Annotated in this window: 13 protein-coding genes; 3 read left to right on the forward strand and 10 right to left on the reverse strand. The window is 64.7% G+C overall.

Going from position 1 to position 16,848, the window contains the following annotated elements; genetic code table 11:
- Positions 1-49: 49 nt before the first annotated feature.
- The 9 genes from AB0366_RS00050 to mftE all read right to left on the reverse strand — a co-directional run bounded on the left by AB0366_RS00050 (position 50) and on the right by mftE (position 9,627).
- The gene (locus AB0366_RS00050) at positions 50-208 is read right to left on the reverse strand and encodes a hypothetical protein (RefSeq protein ID WP_366242219.1); all 159 of its coding nucleotides are present in this window, start codon (positions 206-208) and stop codon (positions 50-52) included.
- 108 nt (positions 209-316) lie between these two features.
- Positions 317-1,951 carry a GMC oxidoreductase gene (locus tag AB0366_RS00055; protein ID WP_366242220.1) on the reverse strand — a complete coding sequence of 545 codons (1,635 nt, stop codon included), beginning with the start codon at positions 1,949-1,951 and terminating at the stop codon, positions 317-319.
- A 127-nt stretch (positions 1,952-2,078) separates the two neighbouring features.
- Positions 2,079-2,618 (reverse strand): DUF779 domain-containing protein, encoded by a 540-nt coding sequence (locus AB0366_RS00060; protein WP_366242221.1) that lies wholly within the window; start codon positions 2,616-2,618, stop codon positions 2,079-2,081.
- Positions 2,618-4,141, reverse strand: coding sequence for an aldehyde dehydrogenase family protein (locus AB0366_RS00065; protein WP_121870459.1), 1,524 nt, complete (start codon positions 4,139-4,141; stop codon positions 2,618-2,620). The genes AB0366_RS00060 and AB0366_RS00065 overlap by 1 nt, the downstream gene beginning before the upstream one ends.
- A gap of 123 nt (positions 4,142-4,264) precedes the next feature.
- Positions 4,265-5,560 (reverse strand): transcriptional regulator, encoded by a 1,296-nt coding sequence (locus AB0366_RS00070; RefSeq protein WP_366242222.1) that lies wholly within the window; start codon positions 5,558-5,560, stop codon positions 4,265-4,267.
- A gap of 109 nt (positions 5,561-5,669) precedes the next feature.
- Positions 5,670-5,807 carry a hypothetical protein gene (locus AB0366_RS00075; protein WP_167326762.1) on the reverse strand — a complete coding sequence of 46 codons (138 nt, stop codon included), beginning with the start codon at positions 5,805-5,807 and terminating at the stop codon, positions 5,670-5,672.
- A 92-nt stretch (positions 5,808-5,899) separates the two neighbouring features.
- Positions 5,900-7,384, reverse strand: coding sequence for a mycofactocin system GMC family oxidoreductase MftG (gene mftG, locus AB0366_RS00080; protein ID WP_366242223.1), 1,485 nt, complete (start codon positions 7,382-7,384; stop codon positions 5,900-5,902).
- A gap of 33 nt (positions 7,385-7,417) precedes the next feature.
- Positions 7,418-8,815 carry a mycofactocin biosynthesis glycosyltransferase MftF gene (gene mftF / locus AB0366_RS00085; RefSeq protein WP_121870462.1) on the reverse strand — a complete coding sequence of 466 codons (1,398 nt, stop codon included), beginning with the start codon at positions 8,813-8,815 and terminating at the stop codon, positions 7,418-7,420.
- 125 nt (positions 8,816-8,940) lie between these two features.
- Positions 8,941-9,627 carry a mycofactocin biosynthesis peptidyl-dipeptidase MftE gene (gene mftE, locus AB0366_RS00090; protein WP_366242224.1) on the reverse strand — a complete coding sequence of 229 codons (687 nt, stop codon included), beginning with the start codon at positions 9,625-9,627 and terminating at the stop codon, positions 8,941-8,943.
- A 70-nt stretch (positions 9,628-9,697) separates the two neighbouring features.
- On the opposite strand from mftE, the gene AB0366_RS00095 reads away from it, so the two are divergent.
- The 3 genes from AB0366_RS00095 (at position 9,698) to AB0366_RS00105 (ending at position 12,908) form a co-directional block, all read left to right on the forward strand.
- The gene (locus tag AB0366_RS00095; protein ID WP_366242225.1) at positions 9,698-10,414 is read left to right on the forward strand and encodes a GntR family transcriptional regulator; all 717 of its coding nucleotides are present in this window, start codon (positions 9,698-9,700) and stop codon (positions 10,412-10,414) included.
- A gap of 198 nt (positions 10,415-10,612) precedes the next feature.
- Complete coding sequence (locus AB0366_RS00100) at positions 10,613-12,166, forward strand: NCS1 family nucleobase:cation symporter-1 (RefSeq protein ID WP_366242226.1); 1,554 nt, start codon at positions 10,613-10,615, stop codon at positions 12,164-12,166.
- 10 nt (positions 12,167-12,176) lie between these two features.
- Positions 12,177-12,908: an aspartate/glutamate racemase family protein gene (locus AB0366_RS00105; protein ID WP_366242227.1), complete on the forward strand. Its 732-nt coding sequence runs from the start codon at positions 12,177-12,179 to the stop codon at positions 12,906-12,908.
- Positions 12,909-13,026: 118 nt separating this feature from the next.
- Here AB0366_RS00105 and AB0366_RS00110 read toward each other — a convergent pair whose 3' ends face one another.
- Entirely contained in the window at positions 13,027-16,803 is a 3,777-nt protein-coding gene (locus AB0366_RS00110; protein WP_366242228.1) for a hypothetical protein, read from the reverse strand.
- Positions 16,804-16,848: the final 45 nt, after the last annotated feature.

Raw genomic sequence — 16,848 nt, forward strand, 5'->3', positions numbered from 1 at the left:
TTCGGCGACTGTCAGTACTGCGTCCACCACAGCTCTGTTGGTTTCCACCTCACGCTCCAGCCGCCGGAACGTGTGCGCGATGCGTGATCGAAGCGAAATCACCGACGAGATCGACACTCGCCACCACGTAGAGCTGTTCGGGACCGACGAACTCGATGCGAACGAACCTGACCGACGCCACGTCGGGACGTTCTTCGATCCGCTGCATCACCGCGTTCCATAATGCTCTCGATCCCGGTTCGCCGGTGAGGAATCGGCGGTTTCGATCGATCAACGGGACGGCGGGGTTCGAGCAGAGCGCCCGCAGAACGAGACCTCACCGTCCCGAGGCGATGATCTCCTCGATGTTCCGTTCTGCGAGAGCGGCGATGGTCAGTGACGGATTGACCGCACCGGTGCTTCCCGGGATCAGTGCGCCGTCGACGACGTAGAGGCCGTCATATCCCGCCACTCGTCCGTAGCCGTCCGTCGCCTTGCCCAGCACCGCGCCACCGAGAGGATGCGCGGTGAACGAGGCATTGACGTCGGGCACCCGCAGGAGCGGAAAGCCGGTTCCGACTCCGGAGGTGTGGGCGATGCGATCGTGCACCGCGCGCAGTGCCTCTTCGACATACCTGTTGCCCTGCTCGGGCCAGCGCAGCTGGGTCTTTCCTGCCGCGCGATCGTAGACGAACTCACCGCGGGTCGAATCCAGCACCATTCCGAGCGAGCCGATCAGGGACATGTCGATGGGAGACCCTGGGACGTACCAGTTCTCGAGGGTGAGCGGGGTTCCCGACTCGTCGAAGATGCGCGACGCCGACGGCGACGCCTGCACGATGCCGTTGCCCTCCGGGGTCATACCGCGTACGAGAGCGGCGTCGCCGTTGGTACCCCATCCCTGCCCGACGTGTTCGTTGAGATCGGGCAGCGCGCCGGTGTCCCGGGCCGTGACCAGCAACTCGGATGTGCCCATCGATCCCGCCCCGAGGAACAGGCGGTCGCACGTCAACGTTCGGGATTCGACGACCGATGCACCGGGGTCGAGGATGTCGACTTCGAGTACGTACCGGCCGTCGGCGGCCCGTGAGACCGCGGTGACTTCGTGCCGCGCATGGATCCTCGCGCGAGAGGTGCGTTGCGCGTCGGCCAGATAGTTCTGGGTCAGGTCGAACTTCGCACCGTTGGAGTTTCCGAGGTTCGACTCGCCGATCGTCGCGGAAGGTCTTGCGGCTCCGGACAATTCCGCGCGCACCACATCCCAGTTCCAGATGCCGTCGATGCGCCTGGGCGAGTATCCCGCTCGGCGCGCCTGCGCATCCCAGATGCGGGAGTGGGTGAAGGGCACGGAGGCGTAGATGTCGTCGGGCATCGACGAGAGCCGCAACGCCGAACGCACTCGCGGGAAATAGATCGAATCCATCTCGTCGTACGAGACGGTGGAGCCGAAGAGCGAATCGAAGAATCGACGCTCGGGGGCGATCATGACCCCGGTGAACACCAGCGAGCCGCCACCGACGGCCGCCGCGCGCCACACGTCGATGGACCCGTGCTCGGTGACGTCGAATATCCCACCGAACCGATCGGTCGGCACCATCGGCAGACCGGTCAACGGAGTCAGGCCACCGCGCCGCCAGAAGGCACGGCCGTCCGGGGCGAAATCGTTGGCGAATATCTGCCGTCGCGCATCCAGCGGCCACTGCGATCCGCGTTCGAGGATGGTGACCGAGGACCCGGATTCGGTCAGTCGACGCGCGGCGATCGCTGCACCGAACCCGGAGCCGACGATGATCGACTCGGAGTGCTCGGGTGCGCGCAGCGGCTCGTTCCACAGCTCTGGCACGAAGGCTCGGTAGACGGGGTCGAGGATGGGTGCTGCGGCGGCGGGGCGTCCACCGGAGAGGAAAGCCGACGCTCCGCTCACACCCAGTAGTGCTGCGGCCTGCAGTGCACGTCTTCGGCTGATCTCCATGGTGTCCCCCTCGCTGATCGCCTCTTGGAGGCGGTACAAGAATCAACGAGAGGGCCCTTGGTGTCTACGTGGCGTAACAGTAAGAAGGATTTGTCACACCGATTGCATCATGTGGCGTGAGCCGCATTCAGCCCTGCAGCATCCCCGGGACGGGACACGCGTCGACGGCCTCTGCCACCACCAAGGGGTCTGCGGGAACCTCCGGTCGTCGACCTTCTTCCCAGTCGACACCGACCAGTGGTGGATGCTCCGCGAGGATGTCGTTCTCCTCGGCGGTGTACGCGCGTCCGCGACTGAGGAAGCGCACTCCCTCGGGCGATTCGAGCGAGAATCCACCGCCGCGGCCGGGAACCACGTCGAGCACGAGTTGGGTGTGCTTCCACGCCTGGAACTGAGATCCCGAAATCCACACCGGCACACCGTCGCTCCCGGTCGGCAGGTCCTGTGGGACCTCGCCGACACCGAGCCGAAGGTCGATGTAGCCCAGGAGAACGTCCCGGTCGCCGACGATGAATTCGCCTGCGGGATAACACATCGGCGACGACCCGTCACAGCATCCCCCGGACTGATGCATCATCAGTTCCCCGTGGATACCGCCGAGGCGACGGAGCAGGTCCATCGCCTCGACGGTGGTCTTCAGCCGCGCGGGCTGCGCAGCGTCGTTCATCAGAAGAAGCCCTGGGCCTTCTGGGCGTAGCTGACGAGCAGATTCTTGGTCTGCTGGTAGTGATCGAGCATCATCTTGTGGTTCTCACGGCCGATACCGGACTGCTTGTAGCCACCGAACGCGGCGTGCGCGGGGTACTGGTGGTAAGTGTTGGTCCACACTCGACCGGCCTGAATATCGCGACCGGCACGGTAGGCGATGCCGCCGTCGCGAGACCAGACGCCTGCGCCGAGCCCGTACAGTGTGTCGTTGGCGATCTCGATGGCGTTGTCGTAGTCGGTGAACGACGTGACCGAGACGACCGGTCCGAAGATCTCCTCCTGGAAGATGCGCATGTTGTTCTTGCCGGTGAAGATGGTGGGCTGCATGTAGTAGCCGCCGTTGAGGTCGCCGCCGAGCTGCGCGCGCTCGCCGCCGGTGACGACCTGTGCGCCTTCGCCCTTGCCGATCTCGATGTACGAGAGGATCTTCTCGAGCTGATCGTTCGATGCCTGCGCACCGATCATGGTGTCGGTATCGAGCGGATCTCCCTGTCGCACAGCCTTGGTGCGGATGGCAGCGAGGGCGAGGAACTCGTCGAAGATGTCCGCCTGGATCAGCGAGCGCGACGGGCAGGTGCACACTTCGCCCTGGTTGAGGGCGAACATCGTGAAGCCTTCGAGGGCCTTGTCCTGGTAGTCGTCGTTGGCCTGCAGCACGTCGGAGAAGAAGACGTTGGGGCTCTTGCCGCCGAGTTCCAGCGTCACCGGAATCAGGTTCTGCGAGGCGTACTGCATGATGAGGCGGCCGGTGGTGGTCTCGCCGGTGAACGCGATCTTGGAAATACGCGGGCTCGATGCCAGCGGCTTGCCAGCCTCGACGCCGAATCCGTTGACGATGTTGAGCACGCCGGCGGGCAGTAGGTCGCCGATGATCGAGATCAGGTGCAGGATCGATGCGGGAGTCTGCTCGGCGGGCTTGAGCACCACGGCATTACCGGCTGCGAGCGCGGGTGCGAGCTTCCAGACGGCCATGAGGATCGGGAAGTTCCACGGGATGATCTGCCCGACGACTCCGAGCGGCTCGTGGAAGTGGTAAGCCACTGTGTCGCTGTCGATTTCGGAGAGCGAGCCCTCCTGCGCGCGGATGCAGCCGGCGAAGTACCGGAAGTGATCGATGGCCAGGGGGATATCGGCGTTGAGTGTTTCGCGGATCGGCTTGCCGTTGTCCCAGGACTCCGCCAGTGCGATGGACTCGAGGTTGTCGGCGATGCGATCGGCGATCTTGTTGAGGATCACGGCGCGCTCGGCGGCGGAGGTCTTGCCCCACGCGGGAGCTGCAGCGTGTGCGGCGTCGAGCGCGAGCTCGATGTCCTCGGACGTGGAGCGGGCGACCTCGCAGAAGTTCTCACCGGTGACGGGCGTCGGGTTCTCGAAGTACTGACCCTTGACCGGCGGTACCCACTCGCCGCCGATCCAGTTGTCGTAGCGCGACTGGAACGACATGACGGAATCGGCGGTACCTGGACGGGCGTAGACGGACATTGAAAATCCTCCTGATCGACACGTGCTTCACAGTTGATGCGGTGTGTGATTCAGGACACTAGGGGTTGCAACGTTGCAACTACGTTGCTTCGCCTCAAGCACGAGGACCGGTGGAGCCTGCGGTCAGATTCCCAGTTCGCGGTCGAGCAGATCGATGCGTGCGCTGACTTGCCCGTAGAGCGCGGAATCACTGCTCAGGGTGGCCCGATACGCCTCCCACGCGATCACGTCCGAGCGACCGTGAATGGACGATGTCCACTGCGCCAGCAGCACCGGATCTCCGAGTCGGAGCAATGCAGCCTGCATCCGGGACCGCAGTTCCTCGCGGATCTCCTCGATGCCGGGCGCGGACGATCCCGGTAGCACCGGGCCCGAATAGATGCGCAGAGCAGCGTCGACGTCGCCGCGGTCGAGGGCGCGCCGAATGTCGCCGACGTCCGAGGTCAGCTCGCCGACCAGACGGTAGGGCCGCGACGCCAGGCCTGCGGTCCCGAATGCCTTACGCAGCCTCGACATCTCGGCGCGGATCGTCACCGAGTCCAGCTCCTGCTCGTCGAGCAGCACGGCGAGGTGATCGGAGCTCAGTCCTTCGGGATGCTCACCGAGCAGAAGCAGGATCTCCGCGTGTCGCTGAGAGAGCGGTATCCGACCGGAACCGCGCACCACTCCCGGCCGTCCCGATCCGAGAACCTCGAGCCGAGGAGCTGTGTCGCCCAGAGATTTCGGAGAATTCATCAGATGCAGGCGTAGCTCGGATTCAGCGGCGGCGACGGTGGCACGCACCAGCGAGAGCACCTCGGGCACCGCAACGCGCGGGCCACCGGTGATATCGATGGCTCCCAGAATATGGCCACTGGTGGGGTGATGAACCGGTGCCGCCGAGCAACTCCACTCGTGCACCGACCGGGAAAAGTGCTCGGACGCGAAGATCTGCACACTGTGGTCGACCGCCAGAGCGGTACCGGGAGCGTTGGTGCCCTTGCTCTCCTCGCTCCAATCGACCCCCTCGGCGAAGTCCATCGTCGACGCTCGGTCCTTGGCCGCAGAATCACCCTCGACCCACAGCAGCCGCCCCTCGGCATCGGAGATGGCGACGAGCAAACCGGTGTCCGACGCGTCCTCGACCAGCAGCTTGCGGATGACCGGACGGATGATGGCCATCGGATGCCCGTTGCGGTAGCGCTCGAGATCCGGCCCGGTCAAGGCAGGAGTGTCGTTGCCACCGTCGGGATCGACGCCCTTCGTCCGACTGCGCATCCAGGAATCGAGCACGACGGACCTGACCGTCGAGCCGTGGGTGCGAATATCGTCGACGAAAGATTGATGGGCACTGGACATCTGGCGCGCGAGCACAGCGATGTCCTCACCGGGTCGCACTGCGACCCAGGGGTTGCCACCACTGTCCGATCGGCTTGCCATTCGACGCTTCCTCCGTGACCTGTCCACATCGTTGTAACCCAGCTCACAAGCAAGGATACAGCCGTGGCCGACGCGTGCGGCCGTGGCCGGTCGCGCCGACCCCGAGTGCCTACTTCTTCTTGACGGCCGAGGTGATGATGTCGTTGCTGGTGTCACCACTCGACTTGGCCCGCTTGTCCGCGCGCTTGTCCTTGAGAGATTTGCCGGATTTCTTGGTCATCGTGTTGCGGGGCGATTTGTCCGACATGGCAGTAACCCATCTATCGGGGAACCTGAACGGTCCCCAGACCACGAACGCTACGCCTCGACACCCCTACCGTGGTCCTCAACAGTCATGAGTCATTCCGCCGGCTCCACTCCCATCATGACAGCGGCACGCTCGGCGAACATGATCGCCGTCGCATGCGGGCCCCGGCTGGGCACCACCGGAAACGCCGAGGTGTCGACGACGAAGACACCGTCCACCCCGCGCACCCGGCAATGTTCGTCGAGCACCGACCCCGGATCCGACTCCGGTCCCATCCGGGCGCTTCCGGACAGGTGCAGCGACGTACCGAGTGCCGCGAGGGGGTCGTCGATAGCGGGGACTTCGACACTGCTGGCCATGGACGACGATGCGAGCAGTTCTCGCGCCAGTTCGACGCCACCTCGCATCGCCCGCCGGTCGCTCTCCGATTCGAGATAGCGGTATCTCACGTCCGGGGCCTCGAACGGATCCGTGCTGCGCAGCGCGATGCTCCCTCGTGCGGTCGAGCGCATGAGGCCGACACCGAACACGTGCGGCCCACGCGGCAGACCGGAGATCAGTTGATCGAATCTCCTCGTGTACGGCCTGATCTCCACGTCGCCCGCATGCAGCACGGCTTCCAGCGCAGGAGATGCCGTCGAGAATTCCTTCGTCGTGACGACGGGAACGGCAACCTCGGGATGGTCACTGAAACCGTGGCCGACTCCCGGACTGTCGGCAACCACCGGAATACCGAGCGCAGCAGAGTCTTCGAAGGGCCCGATGCCGGATCGAAGCAGCAACGCAGGGGTGTGCACCGCGCCGGCCGAGACGACAACGGTGTCGGACTCGACGACAGTGCGTACACCGTCGACGATGATCTCGACCCCGATCACCCTGCTTCCCTTGAACATCAACGACGCCACCGTCGTATTGCCTTGTACCCGTAGATTCTTTCGGCCGATGGCCGGGAAAAGATATGCCAGAGCCGCACTTACGCGGACCCCATCGCGAATATTCGACGGAACGGCACCCACTCCCCCCACGGCCGCGTCGGGAGCGTTCAGGTCCTCGTGGAATCGAAAACCCGCGCTCTGCGCGGCCTGCACGAACGATGCCGTCAGAGGATGTCGATCCTGCTCGGGGGTGCGCGAGACCGGCATCGGCCCGCGGGAACCGTGCCACCGATCGATCGCTCCGGCATCGAGATCGGTTTCGGAGCCGATGTAGAACGGCAGCACCTGATCGAACGACCACAACGACTGCGGCCAGGCGTCGAAGTCACCCGGCGTGGCTCGGACGAAGTAGCCGCCGTTCACTGCGCCGGAGCCTCCCAGCACCCGGCCTCGCGCGATCGTCCGAGAGACACCCGCCGCGAGTTCGGCCGCATAGGTTCCCACCCATTCGCTGCCGGGGCCGATGGGAAGCGTCGACGCGTCGAGCAAGACCGCCGGAACATCGGCGACGCCGGAGAACGCCGGTCCGGCTTCGAGCAACAGCACCGACCGATCGGGATTCTCGCTGAGCCGCGACGCGAGAACACATCCGCAGGAGCCACCTCCGACGACGATGACGTCGGCGAACTCGACCGGGTTCACACCGTCGACGGAGCCGACCGGGCTCGCACCACGTCAGCCGTCGAGGCGAGGCTTGAGGGCCTCGACGCTGCGAGCGGACAGTGCGCCGCGCCACAGCCCCGCTCCATACGCGACGTCGTCGGCTCGCTTGTAGAAGGCATAACGCACAGGATCGAGGCCGCCGAGCTCACGATGCTTGTACCAATCCGAGAATGCCTCTGCCACAGCCAATCCCAACGCAATTCGACGAATTCGACTCGACAGCAGCACGGCGAGCAGGGTGATCGGCCAATAATGTCGACACAGGGCCGACGCCAATTGCCACAACCCCGCCACGAAACCCTCCGCGGCGAGAATGGCCGCGATCCGCGTGGGCTGATCCAGACCGACGAACATCTTGCGCAGACGAACGATCGTCACGCCGAGTGTGGCGGCGGCTCCGACAAGTCCGATCCGCGTCAGACTCGCGGCGAGCAGACACGCGACCAACGTCCACGGAGACATCGCGATCGGCGGCACCATTCCCGGATGACGTGCCGACAACGGTGTGGCACCGGTCCCGTAGAACAGCTTGCGGGAGAACCACTCGACAAAGGTGACACGATGCTCGTGCGCGACGTGGGCGACGGGTTCGTAGCGCAGCCGCCACCCCGCTTCCTGCAATCGCCAGCACAGGTCCACGTCCTCGGCCACGTGCATCGACTCGTCGAATCCGTCGCAGTCCATCGCCACCGACCGGCGCATCAACATCGCGGCGCTGGGGACGTACGACACCGAGCTGCCTGCCCGTACTGCCGCTTCCTTGCGGCCCAGGTCGAGCGACGAGCGGGCGTGTTCGTACCTGGCCAGCGCGCTGCCCTCGGGCTCGAGCGCGACGATGCGGGGGGCCACCAGGGCGACCGCCGGATCCGAGAAGTGACCGAGCATCACCTCCAGCCACCCCTTGCGCGGGACGACGTCCGAATCCAGGAACGCTACGAAATCTGTTGTGGCACATCGCAAGCCAGTGTTCCGCGCCGCAGCAGGTCCGCGCGAGCGCTCGTGCCGCAGCACCGTCACGCTGCCCACACTCCACGATATCCGCGGTACTGCGACCGGGACGTCCGACCCGTCGTCGACGATGATGACGTGCAGACCGTGGAGTGCCGCGATCAAGCGCTCCAACCCCGCCTCGTTGTTCTTGAGCGGTACGACGACGGTGACATCACACGGCGACGGGATCGACATCGGGCGCGGGTTCCCGACTCCCGAGTCGAGCAATTTGCGAGCAACAAGAGCGGACTGGGAGTCGGTCACTTCGATGAATCCGTCGCCGATCATCGCCGCAGCGGTCGGCGCGAGCTTGAGCATGCGGGTCGGTGAACCACCGATCAGGACGCGCCCTTCGGAGAATGTGCGTACGCGTGGATCGACTCGCACCCCGAAGCCATCAGGCAACCGACCTTCACCCATCAGGAGATCGTAAGCGGACAAGCCGCCGGAGTGTCGGCCACCCGGGAAATAGGACGGAACATACCTGCGCCCCGTTTCACGGGACTCCTCGTCAGGTCCCCCAGCAGGCGTTTCAGCGTGTTCGGTCATGCGATCACACCGTGCTCGGAGGGACTCCATCTGCGCACCGCATCGTCGGCGCGGGCGCTGAGGGCTTCGAACAGAGCCCTGCCCTCCTCCGAATCGGCCCCGGTGGGATCGCCGAGCACGCCGTTGGCAATGATCGGTGCCAATCCACCGTCGCGAAGTGCCGGCAGCAGGGCGGCGATGTCGGTCACATTTCCCACCTGCGCCTTGGTCATGTCCACCACCTCGGGCGAAAGGTGCAGTAGCAACGACGTTTCGGTCCGTCCGGCGTGAGCATCTGCTCCGGGTATCGCGCACGGGAACCACACGACATCGCGTCCCTCGTACCGGAGCAGCAGCACTGCGGACCGCACCGTGGGCCCGTTTCCGCCGTGCCCGTTGACGAACACCACCCGCTCGGCCCACCGGCAGGCGGAGCGTCCGTACTCCACCAGGAGTGTTTCGAGCGCAGCGGCACCGATCGAGACGGTGCCGGGAAATCCCTCGTGCTCGCCACTGGCACCGTACGCGATCGCGGGGGCCACGACTGCGTCCGGAATGGTTCGCGCCACGGCGTCGGCGATACGGGTGTCGGTGTCGAGGGGAAGGTGCGGTCCGTGCTGCTCTATCGAACCGACCGGCACGACGAGGGTCCTCGACCCGTCGACGTCCGGCCAGTACTGCGCACCGAGTGGGTCCGTGGCCATGGATGCAGATGCTATCGGATGGAACGAAGCCGTCACGCCGCCGAAACACACGGGCGTTAATCTTCGATTCGTGCCACCCCGTCGTCGGTCCATATTGCTCTCGCAATTGTCGATATCGGCACCCGGCGGCCCACAGCCGTCGATTCTGCGCGAATTGCGTCGGGTAATTCTCGCCGGCGACGCTCCACCGAATACCCCTATTCCACTCAACGAAGTGGCGGAACTGTTCGGGGTGAGCCGAATACCGGTGCGCGAGTCGCTCAAGACGCTGATCGGCGAGGGATTGGTCGATCATCGGCCGAATCTGGGCTACACGGTCGCCCAATTGACAGCGGCTGAACTACGCGAAATGTACATCGTCCGCGAGGTTCTGGAGACGGCGGCGCTTCCGATCGCCGTCGAACTCGCCACCGATGCCGACCGCGAGCACATCATCGAGATCAATCGGCAACTCGAAGCGTCACTGGCTCGGGACGACTCGCGGGAGTATCACCGACTCTCACGTGAATTCCACCTGTCCCTGACGCGGCCGTCTCGGATGCACCGGTTGCTGCACATGCTCGAATCTGCCTGGAACATCACCGAACCCGTGCAACCCATGGTGCATGTCGCCGGGTCCGACAGGGCGTCACTGCACAGCGACCATGCCGACATGCTCACGGCCTTCCTGGACGGTGATTCCGCCGGACTGCTCAGCGCAGCACAACATCACCACACGCGTCTCAATTCGGTCATTTCGACACTGTCGAACGACCACGGATTGTTTGCCGACCCGCCGTCGGAATAGACGTCATAAGGCGCTACGAAAGATGCGGGAGTGGAGCCTGCAGGAATGACCCGAAAGATACGGGAGTGGAGCCTGCAGCAATGACCCGAAAGATATATCGCTCGCGTCACGAGTGCGCAACACTTCACCGCTAACTTTTCCTCATTCACTCGTTCACCTCCTTCGTTCGTCTCATACGCCATGCCGTCAGGAGCATCGATGACAGATACAGCGCACGGTCCCGCTCAATCGGGAGATCTCGTGGAAGCCGCGGGGCACCCCGTCGGTGGTGGACTGATCAAGGACACCTATGACCCGCGGCTGACCAACGAGGACCTCGCTCCGCTGAAGAAGCAGACGTGGACCTCGTACAACCTGTTCGCCTTCTGGATGTCCGACGTGCACTCGGTCGGCGGCTACGTGACCGCGGGCAGCCTGTTCGCGCTCGGGTTGGCCAGTTGGCAGGTGCTGATCGCGTTGCTCGTCGGCATCACGATCGTCTACTTCTTCTGCAACCTCGTCGCCAAGCCGAGCCAGGTGACGGGGGTTCCGTATCCGGTCATCTGTCGCAGCGTGTTCGGGGTGCTGGGTGCCAACATTCCGGCGATCATCCGTGGTTTGATCGCGGTGGCCTGGTACGGCATTCAGACGTTCTTGGCTTCGGCTGCCCTCGACATCGTGCTGATCAAATTGTTCCCGTCGCTGGCTCCGTACGCCGTCACCGCCGACTACGGTTTCGCCGGACTCTCGTTGCTCGGTTGGGCGAGCTTCCTCTTCCTCTGGGTCGTCCAGGCTGCGGTGTTCTGGCGCGGGATGGAATCGATCCGCAAGTTCATCGACTTCTGCGGCCCGGCCGTCTACGTCGTCATGTTCATGCTGTGCGGGTACCTCATCTGGAAAGCCGGTTGGGGCGCAATCGATCTCACCCTCGGCGAGGTCGAGTACACCGGCTTCAGCGCCGTACCCGTCATGCTGGGAGCCATTGCTCTCGTCGTCTCGTACTTCTCCGGCCCGATGCTCAACTTCGGTGACTTCTCTCGCTACGGCAAGTCCTACGCCGCGGTGAAGAAGGGCAACTTCCTCGGACTGCCCATCAACTTCCTGGTGTTCTCCATCCTCGTCGTCGTCACCGCATCGCTTACTCTTCCGGTGTTCGGCGAGCTGATCACCGACCCCGTCGAGACGGTCGCCCGCATCGACAGCACCTTCGCCATCGTCCTCGGTGCCCTCACCTTCGCCATCGCGACGGTCGGCATCAACATCGTCGCCAACTTCATCGCTCCGGCATTCGACTTCTCCAACGTCAGCCCGCAACGCATCAGCTGGCGCGCCGGTGGCATGATCGCCGCAGTCGGTTCGGTACTGATCACCCCGTGGAACCTGTACAACAACCCCGAGGTGATTCACCTGACGCTCGAGACGCTGGGCGCGTTCATCGGGCCGCTGTTCGGAATCCTGATCGCCGACTACTACCTGATCCGTAAGCAGCATGTGGCGGTCGACGAACTCTTCTCGATGTCCAAGACCGGCCTGTACTGGTACTCGAAGGGCTACAACCCGGCGGCGGTGTACGCGACCGTCGCGGGTGCAGCGGTGGCGATGTTCACCGTGCTGTTCAACGGAGCCGTCGACGGACTGGAGATCGCAGGTATGTCCACCGCGTCCAAGTACAGCTGGTTCATCGGCTGCGGCATCGGATTCGTCTCGTACTACTTCCTCGCGACGCGAACCAAGCTGGCCGTCACCAACTTCGACGTTCCAGCGAAGGCATAGGATTTCTTCCGTGCTCATCAAGGTCATCAATCCGAACACCACCAGTTCGATGACCGCAACGATCGGTGACTGTGCCCGGGCCGTGGTCGGCCCGGGCACGGTCGTCGACGCGGTCAGCCCTGCGATGGGGCCCGTTTCGATCGAGAGCCACGTCGACGAAGCGCTCAGCGTCCCAGGCATTCTCGCCGAGATCGCCCGTGGCGAGGCCGCGGGGGTCGACGGTTACGTCATCGCCTGCTTCGGAGATCCCGGCATCGACGCAGCCCGCGAGCTGGCGGCCGGGCCGGTCATCGGCATCGCCGAGGCAGCCATGCACGCCGCGAGCTTCCTGGGCCGAGGATTCAGCGTCGTCACCACACTCGGACGCACCATCGGTCGTGCCCAGGATCTGGCGAACCACTACGGCTTCGGACGCCACTGCCTCGGCATCCATGCGTGCGAGCTGCCGGTCCTCGATCTCGAGACCGACCCCGATGCCCGCAAGATCGTCACCGAGGCATGTCGCGTCGCCGTCGAGACGGACGGCAGCGATGCCGTCGTACTCGGTTGCGCAGGCATGGCGGATCTGTGCCAACACATTTCGGCCGAGATCGGAGTACCTGTGGTCGACGGTGTGGCCGCGGGAACCCTGTTCGTGCAGTCCCTGGTCTCGCTGGGACTGGCGACCGGAAAGCGGGGCGAATTCGCCTCCCCGCCACCCAAGCTCTACACCGGGATGCTCGAGGGTTTCAGCCGCGGGTGACTGCTAACGCGAACGAGTGAGCGACGCAGGACGCGACGATCGCGATGAGAGCAGACAGTGTCGGGGGGACTCTCGGAGACCTGTCGGTCATGGTGTCAGTAGACCATCTCCCACTCGATCAGTTCTCGCACAACTGCCGGTAAGGAACGCCGGGTAAGTACTGGGCCCATTCGGCTTCGGTCACCACCGACCCCCCGGATTCGCACAGATGGGTACGAACCTCGTCGGGGTCGGTCCGCCAGATGCGGACGTCGCGGGCCGTGCCACCGCCGAACAGCACTCGCCCGTCCGCGGCGAACACCACCGTGTAGACACGCTGGCCGTACGCGGCGAGGGCGGCGTACTGCTCGGGCGCGGCACGATCACCGACATTCCACAGCCAGGCCGTCGAACCGCCGTCGCCTGCGGCCAACTGCATACCGGACCGATCGAACGCGAGCGACCAGATCGGGTTGGAGGGCCCGACGAGGCGAGCCAAATGCTCCGGTGCGGCAGAATTTTCCATGTCCCACAGTCGAATCGAGCGATCCGCGCTACCCGCGGCGAGAGTTCGCCCATCCGGTGAGATGGCCAAGGCCTGGACGGCGCTTCCGAAACCGCCGAGTGTGGTCGATCGACGCGGATCGGTGGGGTCGCCGATGTCCCACAACTCGACCACACCGCCGACACTAGCGACGGCGAGTACCGAACCGTCGGGAGACACCACCATTGCCGACGGATAATTTCCCGCCACCAGGGTCGACAACGCACGCGGGGCCGCAGGATCCGCCAGCGACCACAACGACACGTCGCTCGAGTTCTGGCCCGACACGAGGAGCATTCGGCCGGAGCGATCGAACGCCACCACCGCAGTCAGACTGCTCGTTGCCGTCCGGATGGCACCGAGCGCTGTCGGTTTGTCGAGATCGGTTGTGTCCCATAGCTGAAATCCACCGGTAGAGGTGCCCGCTGCAGCACGGGTGCCGTCGGCGGTCAATGCCACGGCACCTGTCTGCTCCAGACCGTCACCCATCACCAACGGCGGCGACGCCACCGGATGCTCCACGTCCGCGACGTCCCACAGGACCGTGCCGGCGGCATTGCGACCGGCACCGACCAGCAGTCGGGTGCCCGACGCGTCGGTGGCGTTCTGAAACACGGTGTCACCGGCATCGGGGAGGACCGGTCCGGGAATCGGCCAGATCCGGGTGATTCCATCACCGCTCGCAGTCACGATCGACGAGCGATCCGGCGAGAACGCGAGTGAACCGACCGCGATCGGCCCGGGAAGCGTCAGCTGCAGCGTTCCCGAATCCGCATTCCACACCTTCGTGGAGTTGTCCGAACTCACCGCAGCGATCAATGCCCCGTCCCGACTGAACGCCACATCGTTGACGTAGCTGGTGAACCCCGTCAGCGCCGGCAGTGAAGTAAGCCCGCCGGTGGCATCGACGGCCCACCGCAGAACCTCACGACCGGTGGTACCCGCGATCAACGTCGTACCGTCGGGCGAAAATGCCAACTGCCGCCAGGTGTAGGTCGACCCGTCGGAAGGAATGTCGATGAGTGGAACGGCCTGTGCTACCGAGATGCCGGCGAGCCGGGTCGCGTCCCACAATCGCATCGCGCGGCCTGCACCGGCCGTCACAAGGAACCGACCATCCGGGCTGAACTCCGTTGCCGAGGGCGAACCGGGTTGGGAGAGTTCACCGATCGTGCGCGGCAGGGTGGGCTCTGCAACGTCGAGGAGGGGCAAGCCCTCGCCCTCGGTGCCGACGAGCAGGAACCGGCCGTCGGGCGAGAAGGACAGGCTCTGCACGCCGGTGACATCCATGTCCGACAACATCACCGGTGTCGCCGGATCCGACACGTCCCACAGCTCGACGCCGAAATAGCCGCCCACTGCGAGAAATCGACCGCGCGGATCGAACGTCAGAACGAGTGAATCCCGCGAGACGATCTCACCGAGCCGAGTGTGGCCATCGGTGAGAGACCAGATTCGGACGTGCCCGTCGGAACCGGCGGTTGCAACAATGCTTCCGCTCGGGTCGACCGCGGTCACGGACTCACCCTCGACGCCGAGCAGCCGCACCGGCGCATGGATCGCCGACGAATCGAGCAGCGCCGATCGCGCCTCCGACGTTCGGTCCACCTCGTACGATGCCAACGCGAGGTACGCGGCCAGACCGGGGTCCTGAGTTCGCAATTGCTTTGCAACACCGGCAATCTGACGGGAGACGGCCTCCGCCTCTGCGTGCTCGGCGTCGTCGCGCCTCGTGTTCGCGTCCGATCTGGCGACGAATGCCGTCACCGCCAGAGTCACCGCCAGTACGGTCAGAAGTGCGAGTGCGGTAACGAGCGTTTCGAGGGTTCGTCGTCGACGTCGGTCGTTTCGGTTCTGTTCCTCGACTCGATACGCGCTTGCTTCGAGGTAGAGCCTCTCGACGGAATTGAGATCTCGCCGCCGCACCGGACCGACGGCTTCCTGTACCGACGTCAGCCTCGACTCCGGCAGCAGCGAGCCTTCATCGCGGTCGTTGTTCTCCCACAGTTCGGCCGCCTGAGTGAGCCGACGGTGTTCGACCAGCCACTGACGATCGTCGTCGAGCCACTCGTGCAGCCGCTTCCATGCCGTGAGCAACGCCTCGTGTGTCATTTGGACCGTCTCTTCTTCTACGGTCAGCAGTCTGCGCGCGGCAAAGCGTTCGATGACGACATCGACGTCGGTGACCACGTCTTCGTCTTCGTCTCCGTTGAACAACTCGACACGATCGACGCGGCGACGAGTGACCACATCGTCGTCGAGATTGACCAGACGCATGAAGATGCGGCGAGCTTCGCGCTGCTGTTCGGAAGTCAAGGCGCAGAACACTTCCTCGGCACTCTGGCCCACCGCTCCGCCGATGCCGCCGGTTGCGAGATAGTCCGCGACGGTCAGCGTTCTCCCGCTGGAGACCTGCCACGTGCTCAGCAGTGCGTGAGAGAGCAGGGGCAGGGCACCGGAGTCGTGGTCGAACTGCGATCCACGCGGACCCAACTCACCGACCAGAACCTGCACGAGGGCATCGTCGACGGTCACACCCGCCTTCGCAGCAGGCGAGGTGATGACTTCCCGCAACTGCGATTCGGTGAGCCGGCCGACGACAATCGGGTTGTCGGACAGCCCGGACAGCAGAGCGTCCTCCGATACGGCGTTCTGATAGAAGTCGGCCCGTAGGCCGACAACGAGGGCCGATCCGGAATTGGGCAGTGCCGCCGCTGCACCGAGAAAGCTCTCGCGTTCCTCCACAGTCGCCAGCGTCCACAACTCCTCGGCCTGATCCAGAACAACGACGGAACCCGGCTCGAGCGACGCTGTTCGCGCCGGGAAGACGCGAATATCGCCGATGCCCGCACAGATGTCCGAACCGGCGAACCTCGGTGCCAGGCCGGCCCGCAGCAGCGAGGACTTACCCGAACCCGACGCACCGACGACGAAAACGATGCCTCCACCGGAGTCGAGGGCTTCGCGGACGCGCGCGCTCAGGCGCTCGGTCACATCCTCGCGTCCGAAGAACCATTCGGCATCGGCGAACTCGAACGCTTCCAGTCCCTTGTAGGGCGGGTCGCCCTTCACCGGGTCGACGGTGCGCCTGCCCGAAACGGACCGCACTCTGGACACCGCATCCCACCACCGCGCACGCTCGTCCTCGTCGTCCACTCCGCAGGCGATGAGTACGGCCGAGAACATTTCGGCGCTGGCTTTGGTCGGAACATGGTGACCGGAGAACCAACCGCTGATCGTGCCGTGCAGGCCACCGGAGCGCTGGACGACATCGCGGACCGTGGCACCTGCCTGGATCCTGATCGCACGCAGCCCCGCCGCGAATTCGGAGCGGTCCGAAATCGACGAGGGATCCGGGCGATCGGAGGTCATGAGCGAGAACTATAGAGCCGGGAATTCGAGCGTAGACGCACTCGA

The organism is Rhodococcus sp. NPDC076796 (assembly GCF_040702765.1).
Classification (GTDB): domain Bacteria; phylum Actinomycetota; class Actinomycetes; order Mycobacteriales; family Mycobacteriaceae; genus Rhodococcoides.

What these genes read in the sequence shown, in the direction of transcription:
- AB0366_RS00060 (WP_366242221.1), bottom strand. Translation starts at nt 2,618, where the DNA reads ATGAACGACGCTGCGCAGCCCGCGCGGCTGAAGACCACCGTCGAGGCG.
- mftF (WP_121870462.1), bottom strand. Translation starts at nt 8,815, where the DNA reads ATGGGTGAAGGTCGGTTGCCTGATGGCTTCGGGGTGCGAGTCGATCCA.
- AB0366_RS00100 (WP_366242226.1), top strand. Translation starts at nt 10,613, where the DNA reads ATGACAGATACAGCGCACGGTCCCGCTCAATCGGGAGATCTCGTGGAA.
- AB0366_RS00110 (WP_366242228.1), bottom strand. Translation starts at nt 16,803, where the DNA reads ATGACCTCCGATCGCCCGGATCCCTCGTCGATTTCGGACCGCTCCGAA.
- AB0366_RS00075 (WP_167326762.1), bottom strand. Translation starts at nt 5,807, where the DNA reads ATGTCGGACAAATCGCCCCGCAACACGATGACCAAGAAATCCGGCAAA.
- AB0366_RS00050 (WP_366242219.1), bottom strand. Translation starts at nt 208, where the DNA reads ATGCAGCGGATCGAAGAACGTCCCGACGTGGCGTCGGTCAGGTTCGTT.
- AB0366_RS00065 (WP_121870459.1), bottom strand. Translation starts at nt 4,141, where the DNA reads ATGTCCGTCTACGCCCGTCCAGGTACCGCCGATTCCGTCATGTCGTTC.
- AB0366_RS00055 (WP_366242220.1), bottom strand. Translation starts at nt 1,951, where the DNA reads ATGGAGATCAGCCGAAGACGTGCACTGCAGGCCGCAGCACTACTGGGT.
- AB0366_RS00070 (WP_366242222.1), bottom strand. Translation starts at nt 5,560, where the DNA reads ATGGCAAGCCGATCGGACAGTGGTGGCAACCCCTGGGTCGCAGTGCGA.
- mftE (WP_366242224.1), bottom strand. Translation starts at nt 9,627, where the DNA reads ATGGCCACGGACCCACTCGGTGCGCAGTACTGGCCGGACGTCGACGGG.